General features: G+C 55.3%; 23 protein-coding genes. 12 read left to right on the forward strand and 11 right to left on the reverse strand.

All coding sequences use genetic code 11. From position 1 onward, the window contains the following. A partial coding sequence (locus AC4FIC_RS00520; RefSeq protein ID WP_490359362.1) for a hypothetical protein occupies positions 1-328 on the forward strand: 328 nt, incomplete at its 5' end. Between the two features lie 11 nt (positions 329-339). Here AC4FIC_RS00520 and AC4FIC_RS00525 read toward each other — a convergent pair. Continuing rightward, positions 340-789 (reverse strand): DUF2390 domain-containing protein, encoded by a 450-nt coding sequence (locus AC4FIC_RS00525; protein WP_100255638.1) that lies wholly within the window; start codon positions 787-789, stop codon positions 340-342. On the opposite strand from AC4FIC_RS00525, the gene AC4FIC_RS00530 reads away from it, so the two are divergent. From AC4FIC_RS00530 to glnK, 3 genes are all read left to right on the forward strand, one after another. Beyond that, the gene (locus AC4FIC_RS00530; protein ID WP_273285043.1) at positions 788-2,686 is read left to right on the forward strand and encodes an ABC-F family ATP-binding cassette domain-containing protein; all 1,899 of its coding nucleotides are present in this window, start codon (positions 788-790) and stop codon (positions 2,684-2,686) included. The two genes, AC4FIC_RS00525 and AC4FIC_RS00530, sit on opposite strands and share 2 nt — an antisense overlap. Positions 2,687-2,893: 207 nt before the next feature. Further along, a complete protein-coding gene (locus AC4FIC_RS00535; protein WP_100255640.1) occupies positions 2,894-3,451 on the forward strand; it encodes an ATP-dependent Clp protease proteolytic subunit in 558 nt (185 codons plus the stop codon). A 112-nt stretch (positions 3,452-3,563) separates the two neighbouring features. Beyond that, positions 3,564-3,902, forward strand: coding sequence for a P-II family nitrogen regulator (gene glnK, locus AC4FIC_RS00540; RefSeq protein ID WP_273285040.1), 339 nt, complete (start codon positions 3,564-3,566; stop codon positions 3,900-3,902). A gap of 69 nt (positions 3,903-3,971) precedes the next feature. Here glnK and pspF read toward each other — a convergent pair whose 3' ends face one another. Continuing rightward, complete coding sequence (gene pspF, locus AC4FIC_RS00545) at positions 3,972-4,964, reverse strand: phage shock protein operon transcriptional activator (protein WP_100255642.1); 993 nt, start codon at positions 4,962-4,964, stop codon at positions 3,972-3,974. A 245-nt stretch (positions 4,965-5,209) separates the two neighbouring features. Here pspF and AC4FIC_RS00550 point away from each other — a divergent pair, with 245 nt between their 5' ends. The 6 genes from AC4FIC_RS00550 to AC4FIC_RS00575 all read left to right on the forward strand — a co-directional run bounded on the left by AC4FIC_RS00550 (position 5,210) and on the right by AC4FIC_RS00575 (position 8,662). After that, positions 5,210-5,353 (forward strand): hypothetical protein, encoded by a 144-nt coding sequence (locus AC4FIC_RS00550; protein WP_158524244.1) that lies wholly within the window; start codon positions 5,210-5,212, stop codon positions 5,351-5,353. Between the two features lie 60 nt (positions 5,354-5,413). Beyond that, positions 5,414-6,091, forward strand: coding sequence for a phage shock protein PspA (gene pspA / locus AC4FIC_RS00555; RefSeq protein ID WP_273285035.1), 678 nt, complete (start codon positions 5,414-5,416; stop codon positions 6,089-6,091). A gap of 63 nt (positions 6,092-6,154) precedes the next feature. Then, a complete protein-coding gene (pspB, locus tag AC4FIC_RS00560) occupies positions 6,155-6,397 on the forward strand; it encodes an envelope stress response membrane protein PspB (RefSeq protein ID WP_100255644.1) in 243 nt (80 codons plus the stop codon). Positions 6,398-6,405: 8 nt separating this feature from the next. After that, on the forward strand, positions 6,406-6,900 hold the full coding sequence (locus AC4FIC_RS00565) for a PspC domain-containing protein (protein ID WP_100255645.1): 495 nt from the start codon (positions 6,406-6,408) through the stop codon (positions 6,898-6,900). Between the two features lie 158 nt (positions 6,901-7,058). Next, positions 7,059-7,574, forward strand: a complete 516-nt coding sequence (locus AC4FIC_RS00570) for a hypothetical protein (protein ID WP_100255646.1) — start codon at positions 7,059-7,061, stop codon at positions 7,572-7,574. Between the two features lie 107 nt (positions 7,575-7,681). Then, positions 7,682-8,662, forward strand: coding sequence for a Gfo/Idh/MocA family protein (locus tag AC4FIC_RS00575; protein ID WP_273285031.1), 981 nt, complete (start codon positions 7,682-7,684; stop codon positions 8,660-8,662). A 69-nt stretch (positions 8,663-8,731) separates the two neighbouring features. Here AC4FIC_RS00575 and glpX read toward each other — a convergent pair whose 3' ends face one another. Continuing rightward, positions 8,732-9,742 (reverse strand): class II fructose-bisphosphatase, encoded by a 1,011-nt coding sequence (gene glpX / locus AC4FIC_RS00580; protein WP_100255648.1) that lies wholly within the window; start codon positions 9,740-9,742, stop codon positions 8,732-8,734. Positions 9,743-9,890: 148 nt separating this feature from the next. Here glpX and AC4FIC_RS00585 point away from each other — a divergent pair, with 148 nt between their 5' ends. Continuing rightward, positions 9,891-10,691, forward strand: coding sequence for a TatD family hydrolase (locus tag AC4FIC_RS00585; protein ID WP_100255649.1), 801 nt, complete (start codon positions 9,891-9,893; stop codon positions 10,689-10,691). 23 nt (positions 10,692-10,714) lie between these two features. Here AC4FIC_RS00585 and AC4FIC_RS00590 read toward each other — a convergent pair whose 3' ends face one another. Then, entirely contained in the window at positions 10,715-10,930 is a 216-nt protein-coding gene (locus AC4FIC_RS00590) for a hypothetical protein (RefSeq protein ID WP_227003722.1), read from the reverse strand. Positions 10,931-11,078: 148 nt separating this feature from the next. On the opposite strand from AC4FIC_RS00590, the gene AC4FIC_RS00595 reads away from it, so the two are divergent. After that, positions 11,079-12,344: an MFS transporter gene (locus AC4FIC_RS00595; RefSeq protein WP_273285028.1), complete on the forward strand. Its 1,266-nt coding sequence runs from the start codon at positions 11,079-11,081 to the stop codon at positions 12,342-12,344. 25 nt (positions 12,345-12,369) lie between these two features. On the opposite strand, the gene AC4FIC_RS00600 is transcribed toward AC4FIC_RS00595, so the two are convergent. The 7 genes from AC4FIC_RS00600 to AC4FIC_RS00630 form a co-directional block, all read right to left on the reverse strand. Next, positions 12,370-13,095 carry a 16S rRNA (uracil(1498)-N(3))-methyltransferase gene (locus AC4FIC_RS00600; protein ID WP_100255652.1) on the reverse strand — a complete coding sequence of 242 codons (726 nt, stop codon included), beginning with the start codon at positions 13,093-13,095 and terminating at the stop codon, positions 12,370-12,372. Then, complete coding sequence (locus AC4FIC_RS00605) at positions 13,092-13,535, reverse strand: hypothetical protein (protein ID WP_273285024.1); 444 nt, start codon at positions 13,533-13,535, stop codon at positions 13,092-13,094. The genes AC4FIC_RS00600 and AC4FIC_RS00605 overlap by 4 nt, the downstream gene beginning before the upstream one ends. Then, positions 13,532-14,476, reverse strand: a complete 945-nt coding sequence (gene argC / locus AC4FIC_RS00610) for an N-acetyl-gamma-glutamyl-phosphate reductase (RefSeq protein ID WP_100255654.1) — start codon at positions 14,474-14,476, stop codon at positions 13,532-13,534. Before argC ends, AC4FIC_RS00605 begins: the two co-directional genes overlap by 4 nt. Next, the gene (gene metF / locus AC4FIC_RS00615) at positions 14,473-15,318 is read right to left on the reverse strand and encodes a methylenetetrahydrofolate reductase [NAD(P)H] (RefSeq protein ID WP_100255655.1); all 846 of its coding nucleotides are present in this window, start codon (positions 15,316-15,318) and stop codon (positions 14,473-14,475) included. Before metF ends, argC begins: the two co-directional genes overlap by 4 nt. Before the next feature lie 91 nt (positions 15,319-15,409). Beyond that, complete coding sequence (gene ahcY / locus AC4FIC_RS00620; protein WP_100255656.1) at positions 15,410-16,792, reverse strand: adenosylhomocysteinase; 1,383 nt, start codon at positions 16,790-16,792, stop codon at positions 15,410-15,412. Positions 16,793-16,904: 112 nt separating this feature from the next. Next, the gene (metK, locus tag AC4FIC_RS00625; protein WP_100255657.1) at positions 16,905-18,059 is read right to left on the reverse strand and encodes a methionine adenosyltransferase; all 1,155 of its coding nucleotides are present in this window, start codon (positions 18,057-18,059) and stop codon (positions 16,905-16,907) included. Between the two features lie 26 nt (positions 18,060-18,085). Next, positions 18,086-19,018 carry an ArsR/SmtB family transcription factor gene (locus tag AC4FIC_RS00630; RefSeq protein ID WP_476194206.1) on the reverse strand — a complete coding sequence of 311 codons (933 nt, stop codon included), beginning with the start codon at positions 19,016-19,018 and terminating at the stop codon, positions 18,086-18,088. Positions 19,019-19,067: the final 49 nt, after the last annotated feature.

Below are 19,067 nucleotides of genomic sequence, written 5' to 3' on the forward strand. Positions count from 1 at the left end.
AGCGGTTGCCAAGAAGCCAGTCGCTAAGCCAGCGGTTGCCAAGGCACCGGTTGCTAAGAAGGCCGCCGCCAAAGCTCCGGTAGCAAAAAAAGCCGCGGTTAAAAAAGCAGTTGCGAAAAAAGCGCCTGTTAAGAAGGCAATCGCCCAAAAAGCAGCCCCCAAGCCTGTCGCACCTGCGAAAAAAGATACGCCAGCCGCGAAGCCAATGGCGCTTGCCGAGCCGACGGGCATGAGTAAGCCGGTCGAAAACCAGCCGGCAGCAGCCGTAACCGCCAATGTCCCAGCGGCAGAAGGTCGCAGCCTGTTCGATTCAAAAAAGGACGTATAAGCCGCTAACGCTTAAGTTGAATCGGTAACCCTGAGCAGGGTTTGGATAAGGGGAGCGAGAGCTCCCTTTTTTACGCCCAAAGAAAGTGCATAGTGCTCGACAAGATCGCCCGATCCAAGCTCCGCATCAACAAAAAGTGCCTGTAGCAGCTGAATATCCAGTCCTTCCAGCATCAACTCAAAAGTTAGGGCGTTACGTTTAAGCGCTCCGTCCAAGCCAGTTCGGTAGTGGCGAACGCGTCCTATCAAGGGTCTTAAGTGAGTCACCGAGTCGTCTTGCCACCAACAGGCGGGTAAGCTAAGTCCTTGCTGTAAGGCGAAGGCGATGGCGATTATATCGTTCACCTGGGCTGCATAATCGTCTTGCCAGGCGAGCAGCGCTATTTTATTTGGCAAATAGACTCGATTAGCGAAACGCCACAATGGCGTCTGTTGCAACGCATTGGTAAACTCCTGCCCCATGATAAAACTCTCAAATATTTCTCTACAGCTTGGTGGAAAGCCATTGCTGGAGCAAGCATCTCTGACAATTAATCCGGGCGAGCGCCTTGCGGTAATTGGTGCCAATGGTACCGGCAAAACGTCGCTATTCAAGGTGCTACAGGGTGACCTGACTCTCGACCAAGGCGATTGCCTGATGCCTAATCAGTGGCGGCTATCCTATATGGAGCAGGAAGTTACCGCGGTGCATCGTTCGGCCGTCGAGTTTGTGCTCGATGGCGACCAACAGTTGCGCAAGCTAGAACAGCAACTGGAGCAGGCACAAAGCCGTAACGACGACCATGCCGTGGCCGAGCAGCTTGGCGCGTTGGACACCTATCAGGCCTTTAATAAGCGTTATCAGGCCGAACAGTTATTGGCCGGCTTGGGTTTCGCCGAGGCGGAATTCACCAATCCGGTCGATTCCTTTTCCGGTGGTTGGCGAGTTCGGTTGAATTTGGCCCGTGCCCTGATGTGCCCGTCTGACCTGCTCTTGCTCGATGAACCCACCAACCACCTGGATCTGCATACCTGTTTTTGGCTCGAAGGGTGGCTGAAGCAGTTTCAAGGTACACTGCTGTTTATTTCCCACGATCGTGACTTTATGGATGGCGTAGCCACTCAGGTGGTGAGCTTCGAACAGAAAAAGCTCCAACTGTATCGCGGCAACTACAGTCAGTTTGAGCGTCAGCGCGCGGAACGGATGGCACAGCACCAGGCAGCCTTCAACAAAGAGCAGAAGCAGAAGGAGCATTTAGAGTCCTTCGTGCAGCGCTTTAAGGCCAAAGCCTCCAAAGCCAAGCAGGCGCAAAGCCGGGTCAAGATGCTCGAACGCCTGACAATGAACGCACCATTGTTGATGAGCCATGGCTACGATCTGAGTATTAGCACCGACGGTCGAGTCTCGGATCCGGTGGTCAGCCTCAAAGACGTCAACCTAGGCTATCCCACCAAGACGGTGTTGTCGGGCATCAACCTGAGCCTCCATCCGGGCATGCGTCTGGGCTTATTGGGGGTGAACGGCGCCGGTAAGTCGACCCTGATCAAGGCCCTCTCTGGTGACCTAGAACCGCTGCAGGGGGTGGTCACGCGCGGCCAGAATCTTAAGGTCGGTTACTTTGCCCAGCATCAGTTGGAGTCGCTCGATGACCTAGCAAGCCCCTATCTACATATTCGTCGCATCGATGATGTCGCGAAAGACCAGGACATCAAGAATTTCGTTGGCCGCTTTGGCTTCTCAGGCATGCGTGCGGACGAGCCGGTGAAAAACTTTTCCGGTGGTGAAAAAGCCCGTGTGGCATTGGCCCTCATTGCTTGGCAGAAGCCAAATCTTCTGTTGTTGGACGAACCGACCAACCACTTGGATTTGGAGATGCGCGATTCCTTGAATTTGGCGTTGCAACAATACGAGGGCGCAGTAATTTTAGTATCCCACGATCGGTATTTGCTTAATTCCACCGCGGAACAGTTTTGGTGGGTCCGAAACGGTGGTGTAGAGCTCTACAATGGCGATTTGGATGATTACTTCCAGGCCATGTTAAAGGCGCCGCAAACCGGCTCGCAGCGGAGTCAGGTCGCCGGCGAGGAGAGCATTGACGAGCGCAAGGCCAGCCGTCAGGCCAGAGCCGTGCAGCGGGAAAAATTAAAGCCAGTGCAGCAGAAGCTCAAAAAAGCCGAACAGTTGATGGAACGACTGCAAAAAGACCTAACAGGCATTGAAAATGAGTTATCGGACGCAACACTGTATGATGCAGCGGCAAAAGAAAAGCTTCAGCGTCTAATCAAGCAGCAGAGCCAGTTGCGCGGTGAATTGGATGGCGCCGAACTGGTCTGGATGGACGCGGCGGAAACGCTCGAAAGCTTGCAGTCGGTCTCCTAAATTTGGAACCTGCAAGCGACAGGGGTTTTGATGTGACAATTACCCACGCCGAATTCGACGCGACCCTGATGTCGGTTACGGGGTACCATAAGGTCTGATAAGACCGACCGAGTGTGTCAACCTCTATACCTTAAAACAAAAGTATGGCGGTGCAGCTGGCCCAGTTTGGCTATACTGACCGCATAGAATTCATGACAGGAGAACCCCGTGAAGCCAGAACAAACCTTTGATCCAGTTGGCGAACGCCTATTTACCGGGCGTAAAGTCCTTATCTGCGAAGAAATCAACCAAACGATGGCCAAAAAGGTCTCCGCCCAACTGCTGGCCTTGGCTGAAGCGTCAGACGACGACATCGTATTATTTATCAATAGCCAGGGTGGCCACGTCGAAGCGGGCGATACCATCCACGATATAGTGCAGTTTATCGCACCGCGGGTTAAGGTCATCGGGACCGGTTATGTAGCCAGTGCGGGAACGCACATTTTTTTGGCAGCGGCTAAAGAAGATCGCTATTGCTTGCCGAATACGCGTTTCCTTATTCACCAGCCATCTGGCGGCGTCGGCGGTCAGGCCAGTGATATTGCAATACAGGCGCAACAAATCATTGCCATGCGAGAGCGCTTGGCGCGGATTATTGCGGCGCAAACTGGGCAGCCGATTGAGCGAGTGCGCATCGACATTGAGCGCGACAACTGGATGACCACTGCCGAAGCTATTGAATATGGCATCGTCAGCCGAGTGTTGCATCACTCGAGCGACCTCTAGTCCGCCCGTCGGCAGCGCCGAGCTTTGGCTGCTAGACTTGCACATAAGAGTGCCATTGCGTAACACCCGATCTTTATCTAATAGGGTTAAGAAATAAACTAAGGAATGATTTATGAAATTAGTTACTGCCATCATCAAGCCATTTAAATTGGATGACGTTCGTGAAGCGTTGTCAGAAGTAGGCGTTCAGGGCATTACCGTGACCGAAGTTAAGGGTTTTGGTCGGCAAAAGGGTCATACCGAACTGTATCGCGGTGCAGAATATGTAGTCGATTTTTTGCCGAAAATTAAGCTTGAAATTGCAATCGATGACGACAAGGTCGATGGCGTTATAGAAGCCGTCACCAATGCCGCAGCGACCGGTAAGATCGGCGACGGTAAGATTTTTGTCCAGCCATTGGAACAGGTTATTCGTATCCGCACCGGCGAAACTGGCAGCGAAGCAGTCTAACGAGCCGATTGGCCCGTCAGCCCCAAAAAAAGCGTGCCGATGGCGCGCTTTTTTGTGTCCGGCCTCCGCTCAGCCGACCTTATCTTTGCCGATGAGACCGTGTTTCTTTAACTGACTGCGAAATTGATGATAGGTCAGCCCGAGCGCATCTGAGGCCTTACCCTGGTGTTGATCATTTTGGTCGAGCGCTTGGGATAAGAGCATCAGTTCGTATCGGGCGACCTGCTCGCTAAAGCCTAGATGGCTACCTGGGTCGCTCTGGCTGGTCTTGGCTGCCGGAGCCCAGGGCGAGTCGAATGGATCCAATACCAACTCGCCAATGGCCGCACTCGGAGTGCCCCAGCGATAGATGCTGCGTTCGACAACATTTTTCAGTTCTCGGACATTGCCATAAAAGGGGTGGTTTTTCAGCTGTGCGGTGGCTTTGGCACTGAAGCCGGGGAAGTCCTGCCAACCTAATTCAATGCTCATGCTAATGGCAAAGTGCTCGGCCAAGCGCTCCACATCGTTTTCGCGCGCTCGCAAGGGTGGAATGGTAATGACATCGAATGCCAGGCGGTCGAGCAAATCCTCGCGAAACTTACCCTGTGCCGCCAGCTGGGGTAAATTTTCATTGGTCGCGGCAACGATGCGCACATTGACCTGCAGCGTCTTTTGCCCGCCCAGTCGCTCGAACTCCCCGTACTCGATTACCCGCAGCACCTTTTCCTGGACCGCAGCTGACATACTGCCCAATTCATCGAGCAACAGCGTGCCTTCATCGGCTCGTTCGAAGCGACCCTTGTGAACTCGGTTTGCCCCGGTGAAGGCCCCAGGTTCATAGCCAAACAGATCGGCGTCCAACAAGGATTCGCTGATCGCGCCGCAATTTACTTTCAGTAACGGTTGTTGCCAGCGCAACGACAAGAAATGCAGACGCTCCGCGATCAATTCTTTGCCGGTACCGCGCTCGCCGATCACCAAGATCGGGCGATTGAGTGGCGCAACACGTGAAACCTGGTCGAGCACATCCGATAAGGCCGAACTCTCACCGATAAGTCGAAGTTGATGGTTGGCAGACATGGGCAGGCCTTTTTCGTCGTATTGACTAAATAACTTAGTCTAATAAGTTAATCAATGCGAGTGACTATAGGTCACATTATCTTAATAGCCTTGTAAATCAACTGCTTAGGTTTTTGGCATGGAAACTGTAATAGACGTTATGGATGTTATAGATGTAATAGACAAGACAGACGTAATAAAACAATTAGCAAAGAATAAGGTTAGACAACGAATCAACCCTGATCGGGAGCACTCAGACGATGGAGATGTCGCAACGAACACCGCTGTATCTTGGGCTGATCACGCTCAGCAGTGCCTTAGCCGCCGTCACGGTGGTTTGGGCCGGGTTGATCGGCTTTGGCTTGATTGCACTGGCGATCGAAGCCTTGGGTCGTTGGCCGTTGCGCTAAGTCGGTCGAGGCCAAACGGCCAGCCATGTGACGTTATTATGAAATATTAGGAGAGTAACAATGAGCATTTTTTCAAGATTAAGTGACATCATCAACAGTAACCTGAATTCCATATTGGATCGGGCAGAAGACCCGGAAAAAATGATTCGACTGATTATTCAGGAAATGGAAGAAACGCTGGTCGAAGTTCGTTCCAGTTCGGCACGCGTGATTGCCGATAAAAAAGATGTCCAGCGTCGCCTCGGTCGACTGCGTAATGACGCCGACGATTGGGAAGCCAAGGCGCGTTTGGCGGTGGGAAAAAACCGTGAAGACCTGGCTCGAGCAGCCTTGGCCGAAAAGCAGGCGATAACCGATGAAGTGACGGCGGTAGAGCAGGAATTTAATGCCCTGGACGATCACCTCGAGCATTTGGGCAATGAAATTGGTCAGCTGCAGTTAAAGTTAAACGATGCCAAAGCCAAACAAAAAGTTTTGTTGATGCGCCAGAAAACAGTGTCCACCCGCATGCGCACCCGGGGTCAGCTGAATCGTGAGCAACTGCAGGACGCGTTCGAAAAATTTGAGCACTATGAACGCAAGATGGATTCGATGGAAAGTCAGTTGGAGGCCGACGATCTGGGTCGAAATAATAAGCAAGGTCTAAAAAATGAAATCGAATCCCTGGCCCAAGATGAGGCAATCAATGCCGAATTAGCGCGCCTGAAAGCGGATTTGAAAAGCACCGACCAAGGCTGATAAGGTTGACTTGCCGGGCCGCACTGGGTGACCCAAGCAGCCTATTAATAAAGGGAGTAAAAAATGCAATTTTTAGACTTTATGATGGTGCCGACCGTTCTGTTTATGGTCGTGGTCATGCCGCTCTGGCTGGTCATGCACTATCGGGCTAAGGGTAAGACCAGTCGTGGACTGGCCAATGAAGATCAGCTCATCCTCGACGACCTGCTGCGAACATTGGATACCCTGTCGACCCGCATGGCCACCTTGGAGTCCATTTTAGATGATCGCAACCCCCGCTGGCGGCGTGACGCAGACCGGGAATAGGAGGGCACATGAAACGTTCACATAAACACCCTAATCAAGCCAACCCAGAGCATAGCAATGGTTTTCCGCCGGAAGACTGGTGGGCTCGTCGGCGTAACGGATTCGGCATGGGTCTGTACCGCAATACTCGCGACAGAAAGGTTGCCGGTGTCTGCGCGGGCTTGGCCGACCATCTCAATGTCGATCATTGGGTGATCCGGTTAGCCGCGCTGGGTGGTTTAATATTTTTTAATTCATTGATGTTCTTTGCCTATTTGGGCGCCTGGATCGCCATGGCACCCCGGCCGAATGACGACAGTACGGCGCCGCCCTATCGCTACGATGAAGATATGCGTCAGAATCGGCCCATCAATATGTTTCGCTATCCCTTGAGCCCAACAGATCGCTTGCGCACCGCACAGGCTCGGATGGCGAAGATAGTCGAACGAACCGAGCAGATCGAACGCTATGTGACATCGAAGCGATTTGACCTGGACTCGGAATTTTCGAAAATGCAAAAGTAATCTGGCCGCGCTCGAGAATACAAATTCACAAGGCTCGAGCGCCCAATGCGCGGAGGGCTTGTGTTGACGTCGCCGAATGCATTTAATTGGCCGCGCTCCTGACAGCCCAGGCGGGATTCTTTATGATGGCGGCCTCAATGATCAGTTAAGCATAGCCTATGAAAACATCGACCAAGTTGCCCCGCCTGCTCAAAGAACCCACCGGCTGGATTCTAATCGCGCTCTCGATCGGGTTTTTTTACGCCCAATGGCCAAGTCGATCGGCGCCAATCGATGCGCCGGCCTACTATTGGCAGCAGCTTGATGGCGGCCTGAAGGTCCGCTGGGAGGCCGAACCGGTCTTTCAGGACAGCGGTGCGACCCAGGCCTGGGGCCTGACGCTTAAAGGGATGTCCTTTATGGTTCAAACGGGTCCGTTGAGCGGCGATTTTAACGAGCTGGTGCTCCTGGTGGCGGCACAGGATCGTGCCGCAGTCGGTGGCGCGATCCAGGATCCTTTGACCTTCTCGGGGCCGCAAGCTGAGTATGCATTTTTTGATGCCGAATCGCGGATTCAGTCCCATCGTTGGTATCAGCAAGAAGCAACGTGGATTAAGGTGTCGGTGCTATACAAACCGAGCATGGCATCGCGGGTAGCTCGAGCCACGGAGTTTTTGGCCAATACGGGCTATTAGTTCGCCATAAGGATCGACCCCTGTCCATTGCTAGCGGGGTCGGAATGACAGACCCTTTCACCAATGGCTGCCAAAGCCAGGTAAGCCCCGCCGGGGTAAGGAACACTATGCTACGTTGGGCCGTTATCGGTACCGGAAATATGGCCGGTCAGTTTTTGCAGGATGTGGCTCAGATCGTCAATGGTCGATTTTCAGCCGTCTATTCACATTCGCTGGTGCGTGCCCAGGCGTTCGCCGAAACTCACGCCTTGACGGCTGCCTACGACGACTACGAGCAGCTCTTGGCCGATCCGAAGATCGATGCCGTCTATATTGCCAGCACCCATCCCCATCATGCCCCACAGGCCATTGCCGCCTTAAATGCCGGTAAACATGTCTTGGTGGAAAAACCCATGGCCCTGTCTGAGGCCGAGGCGGCGGCGGTGTTTGCGGCGGCCGAGCGCAACCAGCGTTTTTGCGCGGAAGCCTTGTGGACCAAATTCAATCCGCTCTACCAGTCGCTGCATCGGCAGGTAGCCGCCGGGCGTATTGGCACCGTGCAACACCTCAGCGCGAGTTTCGGTTTTGCCCATGATATGAGTCAGGTCCATCACCGCTTGCTCGACCCGGCCCAGGCCGGTGGCGCGTTGCTCGATATAGGCCTCTATCCGATCATGTTGGCCCTCTCTGTGTTCGGCTACCCCGACCAGACCCAAGCCCGAGTGGTATTGGGGCCAACCGGGGTCGATATAGCGGCGGATCTGCTGCTGTCCTATGCCGACGGCAAAACCGCCCACCTAGCCTATCGGCTGGATGCCCACCTGCCGACCAAGGCCTGTATCTCCGGGTCAAAGGGTTGGGTTGAACTCGAAACGCCTTGGTTTGCGTGCAATGCGCTCCAGTGGGGCGAGACCGGCAAACCGGTGACGAGCGAATACGGAGTGCTGCTCAATCGTGGCTGGGGCAACCAATTTGAGCGGGTAAACGATGCCATTGGGCTTGGCCAGCTGGCGGTTGTGGAGCACAGTTGGGCAGACAGTGTGCAGTTAGCCCGCTATCTGGAATGGCTGCGTAAGACCTGGGGGCCGAGCTATCCGTTCGAACGCTAAGCGGGCTTGAGCGCGATATTAGGGTGAGCGGGCGGCCCCGTCAGTCGGGCGCCGCTCAGAACGGCCTGACTAGAGAATCACATCCTTGATATCTTCGTCTTTTCGGTCCAGATAGTGGGTCGAGTGGATCTTACGGACGGTTCGGCTCTTGCCCCGAATCAGCAAGGTCTCGGTAGTCGCTAGGTTGCCCTTTCGGGTCACACCTTCCAGCAGATCCCCCTTGGTAATGCCGGTGGCCGAAAACACCACATCATCGGATCGGGCCATATCGTTGAGCTGATACACGACACCGGTCTCAACGCCCATCTCGGCACAACGACGTGCCTCACTCTCGGCAATCTTTATGGTTTCGGCATCGTGGCCTTTGGCTTCGGTGCGTAACATCAGGCGACCGTTCATATCGCCGCCCAATGCTCGTATGACCGCGGCCGAGATCACCCCTTCTGGGGCGCCACCGACGCAATACATCATATCGACCTCACTTTCCGGCATGCAGGTCAGGATGCTGGCGGCGACATCACCATCGGGTAAGGCAAAGACCCGCACGCCCATGCCCTGCATCAGGGCAATGGCCGGATCGTGTCGCGGTTTGGCTAAGGTCACGACGACCAAATCCCGCAATGGCTTGTTCAATGCCTTGGCGACCAGCTTAATATTCTGCTCCAAGGGTAGGGTCAGATCGATAAAGCCCTTGGCCTCCGGTCCAACGACCAGCTTCTCCATATACATATCGGGCGCTTTTAGGAAGGCGCCCTTCTCACCGATAGCCATAACGGCGATGGCATTGGATTGGCCCATTGCGGTCATACGCGTCCCCTCGATGGGGTCAACGGCAATATCACAGGCATCGCCGACGCCGGTACCGACCTTTTCACCTATATAGAGCATCGGCGCTTCATCGATCTCGCCTTCGCCGATCACGATTTCGCCGTCAAATTCGATCTTATTGAGCATGGCCCGCATCACTTCCACGGCGGCGCCATCGGCCTTGTTTTTATCTCCGCGACCCAGCCAGTTATAGCCGGCCAGAGCGGCCGCTTCGGTCACTCGTGAAAAGTTGAACGCTAGATCTCGGCGCATGATCGGACTCCAGTGATGATTTTGCGCGCAGTCTAACCTGTTTTGGCGATCGCTTCATTAAGGTTAGGGTGAGTTGGCCTGTGCACTGGCAACTGAACGCCGAATGGGTAAACTGTGCCGACCAGCCCGCGACCGGACCGAATGCCCAATGAGTAAGAAACAGCACGAGATACCCGTATTTGACCACCCAATAATCGAAACTCACTGCCATCTGGACTATTTGGAAGGTGAGGCGCTCGACCAGGTGATTGCCGATGCGGCCGCCGTGAATGTGGAAAAGATCGTCACCATTGCCGTGTCGCCAAGCAATCTAGCGCGGGTGCGTGAACTGACCGAACATCCGATGATCTGGGGTACCCAGGGCGTGCATCCGCACGATGCCGAACTCTTTACCGAGGCGACGGCGGCAGAGCTGTTGCGTCATGGTCGCGACGCGAAGATCGTCGCCATCGGGGAGATCGGTCTGGATTACCACTACGACCATGCCGATCGAGCCATCCAGCGTGCGGTATTTGAGCGCCAGCTGGCCATCGCGGTGGAGTTGGATCAGCCGATCGTGGTCCATACCCGTGATGCCGATGACGACACCCGAGCCATCCTGCAGAACTTTTCCAGTCAGCTGAAGGGCAAGGGCGTTATCCACAGCTTCACCTCGGGCTTGGCCCTGGGCGAATACTGTTTGGCTGAGGGTTTTATGCTTGGTTTCAACGGTATCATCACCTTTAACAAGGCCGAAAATGTGCGTGAGGTCTTAGCGGCGACGCCGATGTCGGGTTTCGTAGTCGAGACGGATGCGCCCTACTTAACGCCAATCCCGTATCGGGGTCGACCCAATCAACCCAAATACCTGCCCTTTATTATTCAAAAGATAGCCGAAGTAAAGGCAGTTAGCGTCGAAGAGGTTTTGGAACAGTCCTATCAAAATGCCAACCGGTTGTTTAGCTGGTAAGGCGGGGGCCGATTGGAGCGTTGCTATAGACTGTCGATCTGATCGTTGAGCTGGCTGCGCTTATCGGTCACGATGCGTTCTAAGGTCTGTACTCGCCGTTCCAGCTCGGCAACCTGTCGGCCCAGCTGTTCCTCGGTATCGGCGGCACTACGGGCTAATGCTCTGACCTGCTGCAGAATCAACCAAGAGCCCGCACCGAAGATGAAAACCATTACCACGATCATGCTTGACGTCGTCATGCCACTGCTCCTTCGCTGTGCATAGGGCTCTATTTTACGAGCCTGAGGCGCCATGGGAACAGCAGAAAGTCACAAAATTCGCGTCGACCCGGCTCGTCGATTTAAGCCTGACCGCCCATCCTGCGTGCAATCGCAAAAGGTGATCAGTATGATTAGGCCTCCCAGCTCGCCGTACCGTATCGACCGGGCCGACAGCCAACGACCCATCACTCGGACCCATCTTATGCGTACCCGTTTTTACCTGCTTATGCTGGCCTTTATCGCTTTTATTTCGCTCGGTCTCCCCGACGCTTTACTGGGCATCGCATGGCCCTTTATGCGGGTTGATCTCAATCAGCCGCTCGCGGCGAACGGCATTATCGTGTTGGCGGCGACCCTGGGTGCGGCATTGAGCGGTTTTTTCAGTGCGCGCATGGGGCGCTGGTTGGGGATTGGCCGTTTGCTCAGCCTGAGCTGCCTGCTCACCGGTACCGCGCTGCTCGGTTATACGCTAGCACCCTCGCTCGCCTGGATCGCCGTGGCCAGCGCCGTGATCGGCCTGGCGGCCGGGGCAACCGACGCGACCATCAATGGCTATATCGCCAAGAACTTCAGTGCCGGCCTGATGCAGTGGCTGCATGCCAGCTTTGGGGTCGGCATCACCCTAGGCCCGGTGGTTATGACCTGGGTGCTGGTTCATGAGTACGACTGGCGCCTGGGTTATCAGATACATTCGGTGATTCAACTGCTCTTAATGATCCTGTTTTTGGTCACCGCGGGACTGTGGTTGGTGGTCCAACGTGCCCCCGCAGAAGGTGCGGCTGAGGTCGTTAGCCATGCCGCAGATGCCCATAACACCGGTATGCTTGAGTCCTTTGGCAATGTCCGCGTCTGGCTGAGTATGGCGCTATTCTTTTGTTACACCGGTCTGGAGTTTTCCATGGGGCTGTGGACCTTTAGCCTCTTGACCGACGTCCGGGGTATGAGCACCGCCCAGGCTGGTGCTTGGGTCAGTGTCTATTGGGGTATGTTTACCGTCGGTCGTATTGTGATGGGTTTTGTGTCGAGCCGGATCAGCCAAAATCAGTTGATGACCCTGAGCCTAGTTTTGGCTCTGGTCGGTGCTCTGGCCTATGCGCTTAACCTAAGCCTATTGACCAATTTGCTGGCCTTGGTGGTGATCGGCTTTGCCTATGCGCCGATGTACCCGGCCTTGGTCTCGGATACCCTTAATCGGGTCGGGTCGAGACACTTTAACAACGCGATCGGCCTGCAAGTCACCGCCGCTAGCCTGGGTATCGCCATCTTGCCGGGCTCGATCGGGCTCTTGGTCACGCAGTTTTCGCTCGCGCTCTTTCCGTGGCTATTGCTATGCCTAACCACGCTGTTAGTGGGTCTTTACTTGATCGCCCACCGCCTCGGTAATAGCGACTAGGCGACTAGACGACCAGGCGTTGGGTCTAAAAGTCGCCCCAGCGGGCCTGGAGCAAACTTAATATCACCACCGGTGCGGTTTCAGTACGCAGAATGCGCGGTCCGAGCTGCCATGGGGTAAAGCCCTGCTGCTGGGCGAAAGCCAGTTCCGACCCACTTAGACCGCCCTCCGGTCCGACCAGAAAACTGACCGAATCGGGCCGTTCAGCGGGCCAAAGCGGTTGCTGTGCCGCGGTATGGAAGACCAGTTTCAGAGCTGAGCGTTGCGCCAGTACCCAATCGTTGAGCGACTGAATAGGGTGCAGTATGGGTAGGGTGTCGCGATAGGACTGCTCACAGGCGCTGGTCATAATGCCATGCCAATGGCTGAGTTTTTTCTCATAGCGGTCACGCGCTAAGCGCAGGTCACAGCGCTCACTGGTCAACGGGGTGAGGCTGGTCACGCCCAGTTCAGTGGCCTTTTGCACGGCGTAGTCGAAGCGATCGCCCTTCGACATCACCAAGCCAAGATGGCTAACCAGCGGGGATGCCTCGGTCGCCACCAGTTGCTCACTGAGTAACAGATTCGCCGCTTTCTTGCCGATATTCGTCAACGTGCCATTAAAGCGTTGACCCCGGCCGTTAAAGACCTCGACCTGCGCGCCATTATCGAGCCGCAGAGCCTTAACCAGATGCTGAAAGACAGACGCGGGCAGCGCCACAACCTGTTCGAGTGACTCGGCCTCAGGTACCCAGGCGCGAATCGTTCTCATGGCGTGGCCACCGCGCCACAGGACGCTAGGCGTTCGGCGGTAAGACCAAAATTCTGGATCCAATCGGCTAAAATACACTGCCGATATTGATAGGAATAAAGCATCGCATTGTCGGCATCTTCGGGGAAACTACTCGGCCAGCGCTCCAGTAACAGGGGTCCGCAGCGCTGCGCCGATTCCGCCACCGCGGCCTTGCAAAGTTCGGCAGGCAACTTCAGGCAGCCAATAGCAGCATCCTGTTCACACAAGAGCGCCGGCGCCTGTTGATTGAGGTACTGGATAAAGATCACCGAGGGTACCGTTGCTACTGATCCGGGCTGATCCGGGCTAGGGCTTATGTCGGCAGGGTTGAGCGGGGCCGCATCGGTGGCCGGGGTTGCGCCGCTGCATGCGGCCAGCCCGAGCGCCAGGAACAGGCCGATCGGGAAGCGCCCCTTCATACCAGTAGACCGGTGGTTTCGAGCAAGCCGAAGCGGCAATTCATGTTCTGCACTGCGGCACCCGATGCGCCCTTGCCCAGGTTATCCAGTCGCGCGACCAGATAGATGCGCTGGTCGGCGCTGAAGACAAAGAGCTCAATCCGGTTTGTACCATTACAGTGAGTCGGCGCCAAGAAGCCGTCCTCGAGTTGACTCTGATCGTTGAGCGGAAACAGGGTGATAAACGGTTCAGCCTGATAGGCTTCGGCCAGCGCGACATAGACTTGCTCGGCGCTGCCGCTTAGGGCTGCCTCATGCAAGCCAATTGACACCAGCATGCCCTGCTCGAAATTACCGACGGTGGGCACAAAGACCGGGGCAAAATCGAGCCCGACAATGTGCTGCATCTCGGGCAGATGTTTATGGTTTAAATCAAGATTCTTCAGTCGCGCGGCGGCGGTTTCGGCTTGACCTCGATCAAAGCCTTGATAATCGGCGATCATCGCCTTGCCGCCACCGCTGTAACCGGTGATCGCCTGTACCGTGAGCGGATAGGCTCGGGGCAGAAGGCCGGCGGCCACCAAGGGTGCCGTCAATAGCGTCATGCCGGTGGGGTAACAACCGGGATTGGCGATGCGATTGCTGGTCTGTATTTTAGGCCGCAGCCCCGCCAATTCCGGCACGCCGTAGACCCAAGCCGGATCGACGCGAAAGGCCGATGAGGCATCGATAATCACCGTCGCGGGGTTGCTGATTAGGGCCACGGCGGCGCGGCTGGCTTCATCGGGCAGGCACAAAAACACCACGTCGGCCCGATTCAGATAGGTTTCACGCAATTGTGGATCTTTTTTTTGCGCTTCCGGGATGCTGAGTAACTCGACATCGGGGTGGGCTTCTAATCGACTCTGTATTTGCAGGCCGGTGGTGCCATATTGGCCATCGATAAAGGCGGTAACAGTCATGCTTTAAAACCTTCCAGTTGGGCTAGGATCGCCAGCGTTGGTGCCGACTGGTTCATGCTGTAGAAGTGCAACTTAGGCGCCCCGGCGACAATGAGCTCCTGACACAGATCGACGACAAAGTTCAGGCCAATGCGCTGAATTCGGGTGACATCATCGCCACAGCTTTGCAGCGCCTGACGCATCCAACGGGGAATGTCGGCACCACAGGCATCGGAGAAGCGTGCCAGATTGGTGAAATTGGTAATCGGCATAATACCTGGCACGATCGCGATATCGCAATCGCGCCGGCGCACTTCGGAGACGAAATGTTTGTAGGCATTGATGTTGTAAAAATACTGGGTGATGGCGCTGTCGGCGCCGGCCTTGGCCTTGGCCACAAAATGGTCGACATCCTGATCAAAACTGTTCGCTTGCGGGTGCATCTCCGGATAGGCCGCGACCTCGATACTGAAGGTATCGGCAAATTCGGCTTTAATAAAGGTGACCAGATCCGAGGCATGGTTGAAATCACCCCCGGTGCCGCGCATGCCACTGGGTAAGTCGCCGCGCAGCGCCACAATGCGGTTGATACCGGCCGCCTGATATTGCTCGAGCAGAGCCTGGACCGTAGCCCGGTTCGAACCGATACAGGACAGATGGGGCGCGGCCGGGACCCCGCGGCTATTCAATTCAATAACGGTATTGATGGTGCGTTCCTGAGTGGAACCACCGGCGCCATAGGTGACACTAAAGAATTCCGGCTGGGCAATCTTTAATTCGTCATGGGCCGTCAATAATTTGTCATAGCCGATGTCGGTTTTAGGCGGGAAAAACTCAAAACTGACGGGTACTGGGGTATTCATAATAGTCTTCTCTGTGATCGGGATTGAGTCGCCAGCCGCGCCCTGACCGAGTCAGTAGTGCGGCTGGCTGTAGGCGCCTGGCGGCTCCTAATCAATATTTATATTCTTCAGGCTTGTAGGGTCCGGCCACGGGTACATTGATGTAGTTGGCCTGGGTTTCGGTCAGCGTGGTCATCACCCCGCCAAAGCCTTTGACCATTTCGGCGGCCACCTCTTCGTCTAATTTTTTCGGCAATATTTTGACGTAAAGGTTAGCGGCTTTCTCGGCAGCGGGCAAGTCGGCGAACTTACGTTCAAACAGATACATCTGCGCCAGGACCTGGTTGGCGAACGACCCGTCCATGATACGGCTTGGGTGGCCGGTGGCATTGCCCAGGTTGACCAGACGTCCTTCGGACAGCAAGATAATAAAGTCATCACTGGCGGCGCTGCGATAGATCTGATGAACTTGCGGCTTCACTTCGGTCCACTGCCATGAGGTGCGCATAAAGGCGGTGTCGATTTCATTATCGAAGTGACCGATGTTACAGACTACGGCACCTTTCTTGACCGCGGCCAACATATATTTATCGCAGACATTGGTGTTGCCGGTGGTGGTCACGATCAGGTCGGTGTTGTGCAGCAACGGTAAGTTAATGCTCGCCGCGGTACCGTCGTTGATACCGTCATTGTAGGGAGACACAACCTCAAAACCGTCCATGCAGGCCTGCATCGCACAGATTGGATCGATTTCCGATACCTTGACGATCATGCTTTCCTGACGCAGAGACGCCGCCGAACCCTTGCCGACATCACCGTAGCCGATTACCAGGGCTTTTTTACCGGCCAACAGGTGGTCGGTGCCGCGCTTAATAGCATCGTTTAAGGAATGACGACAGCCGTACTTGTTGTCGTTCTTAGCCTTGGTCACCGCATCATTGACATTGATCGCCGGTACCTTGAGCTCGCCCTTGGCCAACATATCCAGCAATCGGTGTACACCGGTGGTGGTTTCTTCCGAGATACCGTGAATTTGCGCTAGCAGCTGTGGGTATTTGCTGTGAACCATTTCGGTCAGATCGCCGCCATCATCAAGAATGATGTTCGCGTCCCAGACCTCGGTGCCGTCTTTACCCGCAAGGATGGTCTGTTCAATACACCATAAAAATTCATCATCGGTTTCACCCTTCCAGGCGAATACCGGGATGCCCGCCGCCGCGATAGCGGCCGCCGCATGATCCTGGGTTGAGAAAATATTGCATGAAGACCAACGCACGGCCGCGCCTAAGTCGATCAGCGTCTCGATGAGCACGGCGGTTTGAATGGTCATATGGATACAACCCATGATGCGCGCACCGGCCAATGGCTGATCGGCACGATACTTATGACGCAGTGCCATAAGCGCCGGCATTTCACTTTCGGCGATGGCGATTTCTTTGCGGCCCCAGTCGGCCAATGACATATCGGCGACCTGGTAATCGGTAAAAGTTGTCATAGTCTGTTCCTTAATAAGAGATTTCGGTGATGGGCCGGCCTCTGGCGCAACCCATCTATATGGACGTTCTGGACGGTGAGTCCAGCATGCTGGCGCGAGTCGCGCGCAAAAATTAGAGCCCGGCGCCACTTTTTAGGGCGTCGACCTTATCGGTATTTTCCCAGCTAAAGCCGGCACGACCGAAGTGGCCGTAGGCCGCGGTCGGACGGTAGATTGGCCGGCGCAGGTCGAGCATCTCGATAATACCGCGCGGGCGCAGGTCGAAGTTATCGCGCACCAGTTGGGCGATGAGCGTTTCGCTGACCTTGTTGGTGCCGAAGGTATTGATCGAGATGGAGGTCGGTTCGGCGACCCCAATGGCATAAGAGACCTGAATTTCACAACGGTCGGCTAGGCCGGCCGCGACGATGTTTTTCGCCACGTAGCGCACGGCATAGGCGGCCGAACGGTCGACCTTAGACGGATCCTTGCCCGAGAAGGCACCGCCACCGTGACGGGCCATGCCGCCATAGGTATCGACAATAATCTTTCGCCCGGTTAGGCCACAGTCACCCACTGGGCCGCCGATAACAAAGTTACCGGTCGGGTTGATATGGTATTGGGTATCTTTGTGCAGCCACTGCGTCGGTAACACCTCTTTGATAATAGTCTCCATCACCGCTTCGCGCAGATCGGACAAAGCAATATCCGGGTTGTGCTGGGTTGATAGCACCACCGCGTCGATGGCCACCGGCTTGCCGTGCTCGTAGCGCAGCGTCACCTGAGATTTGGCATCGGGGCGCAGCCAAGGCAGAACACCTTTCTTGCGTAACTTGGCCTGTTGCTCGACCAGTCGATGGGCATAAAAGATCGGCGCGGGCATCAGACTGTCGGTTTCATTGGTGGCATAACCGAACATCAGACCCTGGTCACCAGCACCGAGATCCTTGTCGCCCGCCTCATCGACACCGACGGCGATATCGTGTGATTGCTTGCCGATCGCGTTGAGCACGGCGCAGGAGGCACCGTCGAAGCCCACATCGGAGGAGTCATAGCCGATATCGAGAATGACACCGCGCACAATATCTTCCAGATCGACGTAGGTCGAGGTGCGCACCTCGCCGGCAATGACCGCCATGCCAGTTTTGACCAGCGTTTCCACCGCCACTCGGGCGTGGGGGTCGGCACCGATAATGGCATCGAGAATGGCATCGGATATCTGGTCGGCCATCTTATCGGGATGGCCTTCTGAGACGCTTTCCGAGGTGAAAAGACTGTATTCGCTCATGGGTTGTTCCTTAGTTCGTAAGTCGGTCAAACGTTACGGTAGACTTGGGTTTGCACCTGAAAGCCATTTCGCAACGCTAAAAATCGTGTTTGATCGTGCGCCAGACCGTGTCGGCCCGCCCACTGATGTAATTCTTCCGGTTCAAAACCTAGCCACTGGTCACCACATTGGTCACGCGCCCACTCCTGATCGTGCCGACACAGATCGGTTACGATCAGCACACCGTTGGGATTAAGCAACAGGGCGCATTGGGCAATCTCTGCCTCGGGCATCGGCACATGGTGCAAAACCATGTTATAGAAAATGATATCGAACCGATCCGCCTGCCCGAGCAGGGTATCGGTATTGCCTTCGATCAGTTCAACGGACGAGCCGTGCCCCAAATGATCCGTTGCTTGCGCCAACATGACCGGCGAAATATCGACACCGACGACCCGCTGAAAGCGCTGAGCTAAGGCCTTAAGAAACTCGCCTTTGCCGGGGCCGACTTCCAGGACCCGCTCGTGCGGCGAGCGCTGAAGGCTGTCCAACAGCTGCAGTGCCTCTGGCCCGTAATGCTCAAACAGCACGATGCGCTCCTGGTGCAGAACAAACTCGTTGGCATGCTCAACAAAAAACTGCCGTGCGCGAGTCAACCGCTCGGCGCGAATACGCTGCTGCTGAGCCAGTACTGGCTCGGGTAAGGGCTGCTGATCCAATTCACGAAACAGTTGCTGTTGGACATTGAGCGCATCCCCGAGCGAGCGGCGATAATAGATACTATTGCCCTCGCGTCGGCTGTCGACCCAGCCGGCCTTACTTAAAACCTTAAGGTGGTGACTCATGCCCGACTGTTTCACATCGAGCATTTCACTCAATTCCAGCACCCCATAGGCGCTGCTGCCGAGCAATTGCAGCACGGTTAGCCGGGTTGGGTCACTGATGGCTTTAAAAAACGCCGCGTAATCGGATAGGTTCATGGAGGAGACGATAGCAGTGCTTGATGTTTTCCTCAAGATCTATATCAAT

Source organism: Reinekea sp., assembly GCF_982785585.1.

Excerpts from the sequence above, each read along its gene's own strand:
- pspB (WP_100255644.1), top strand. The coding sequence starts at position 6,155 with ATGCAATTTTTAGACTTTATGATGGTGCCGACCGTTCTGTTTATGGTC.
- pspA (WP_273285035.1), top strand. The coding sequence starts at position 5,414 with ATGAGCATTTTTTCAAGATTAAGTGACATCATCAACAGTAACCTGAAT.
- metF (WP_100255655.1), bottom strand. The coding sequence starts at position 15,318 with ATGAATACCCCAGTACCCGTCAGTTTTGAGTTTTTCCCGCCTAAAACC.
- AC4FIC_RS00575 (WP_273285031.1), top strand. The coding sequence starts at position 7,682 with ATGCTACGTTGGGCCGTTATCGGTACCGGAAATATGGCCGGTCAGTTT.
- AC4FIC_RS00525 (WP_100255638.1), bottom strand. The coding sequence starts at position 789 with ATGGGGCAGGAGTTTACCAATGCGTTGCAACAGACGCCATTGTGGCGT.
- AC4FIC_RS00595 (WP_273285028.1), top strand. The coding sequence starts at position 11,079 with ATGATTAGGCCTCCCAGCTCGCCGTACCGTATCGACCGGGCCGACAGC.
- AC4FIC_RS00605 (WP_273285024.1), bottom strand. The coding sequence starts at position 13,535 with ATGAAGGGGCGCTTCCCGATCGGCCTGTTCCTGGCGCTCGGGCTGGCC.
- AC4FIC_RS00550 (WP_158524244.1), top strand. The coding sequence starts at position 5,210 with ATGTCGCAACGAACACCGCTGTATCTTGGGCTGATCACGCTCAGCAGT.
- AC4FIC_RS00565 (WP_100255645.1), top strand. The coding sequence starts at position 6,406 with ATGAAACGTTCACATAAACACCCTAATCAAGCCAACCCAGAGCATAGC.
- glnK (WP_273285040.1), top strand. The coding sequence starts at position 3,564 with ATGAAATTAGTTACTGCCATCATCAAGCCATTTAAATTGGATGACGTT.
- pspF (WP_100255642.1), bottom strand. The coding sequence starts at position 4,964 with ATGTCTGCCAACCATCAACTTCGACTTATCGGTGAGAGTTCGGCCTTA.
- metK (WP_100255657.1), bottom strand. The coding sequence starts at position 18,059 with ATGAGCGAATACAGTCTTTTCACCTCGGAAAGCGTCTCAGAAGGCCAT.
- glpX (WP_100255648.1), bottom strand. The coding sequence starts at position 9,742 with ATGCGCCGAGATCTAGCGTTCAACTTTTCACGAGTGACCGAAGCGGCC.
- AC4FIC_RS00585 (WP_100255649.1), top strand. The coding sequence starts at position 9,891 with ATGAGTAAGAAACAGCACGAGATACCCGTATTTGACCACCCAATAATC.
- ahcY (WP_100255656.1), bottom strand. The coding sequence starts at position 16,792 with ATGACAACTTTTACCGATTACCAGGTCGCCGATATGTCATTGGCCGAC.
- AC4FIC_RS00570 (WP_100255646.1), top strand. The coding sequence starts at position 7,059 with ATGAAAACATCGACCAAGTTGCCCCGCCTGCTCAAAGAACCCACCGGC.
- AC4FIC_RS00600 (WP_100255652.1), bottom strand. The coding sequence starts at position 13,095 with ATGAGAACGATTCGCGCCTGGGTACCTGAGGCCGAGTCACTCGAACAG.
- argC (WP_100255654.1), bottom strand. The coding sequence starts at position 14,476 with ATGACTGTTACCGCCTTTATCGATGGCCAATATGGCACCACCGGCCTG.
- AC4FIC_RS00530 (WP_273285043.1), top strand. The coding sequence starts at position 788 with ATGATAAAACTCTCAAATATTTCTCTACAGCTTGGTGGAAAGCCATTG.
- AC4FIC_RS00630 (WP_476194206.1), bottom strand. The coding sequence starts at position 19,018 with ATGAACCTATCCGATTACGCGGCGTTTTTTAAAGCCATCAGTGACCCA.
- AC4FIC_RS00590 (WP_227003722.1), bottom strand. The coding sequence starts at position 10,930 with ATGACGACGTCAAGCATGATCGTGGTAATGGTTTTCATCTTCGGTGCG.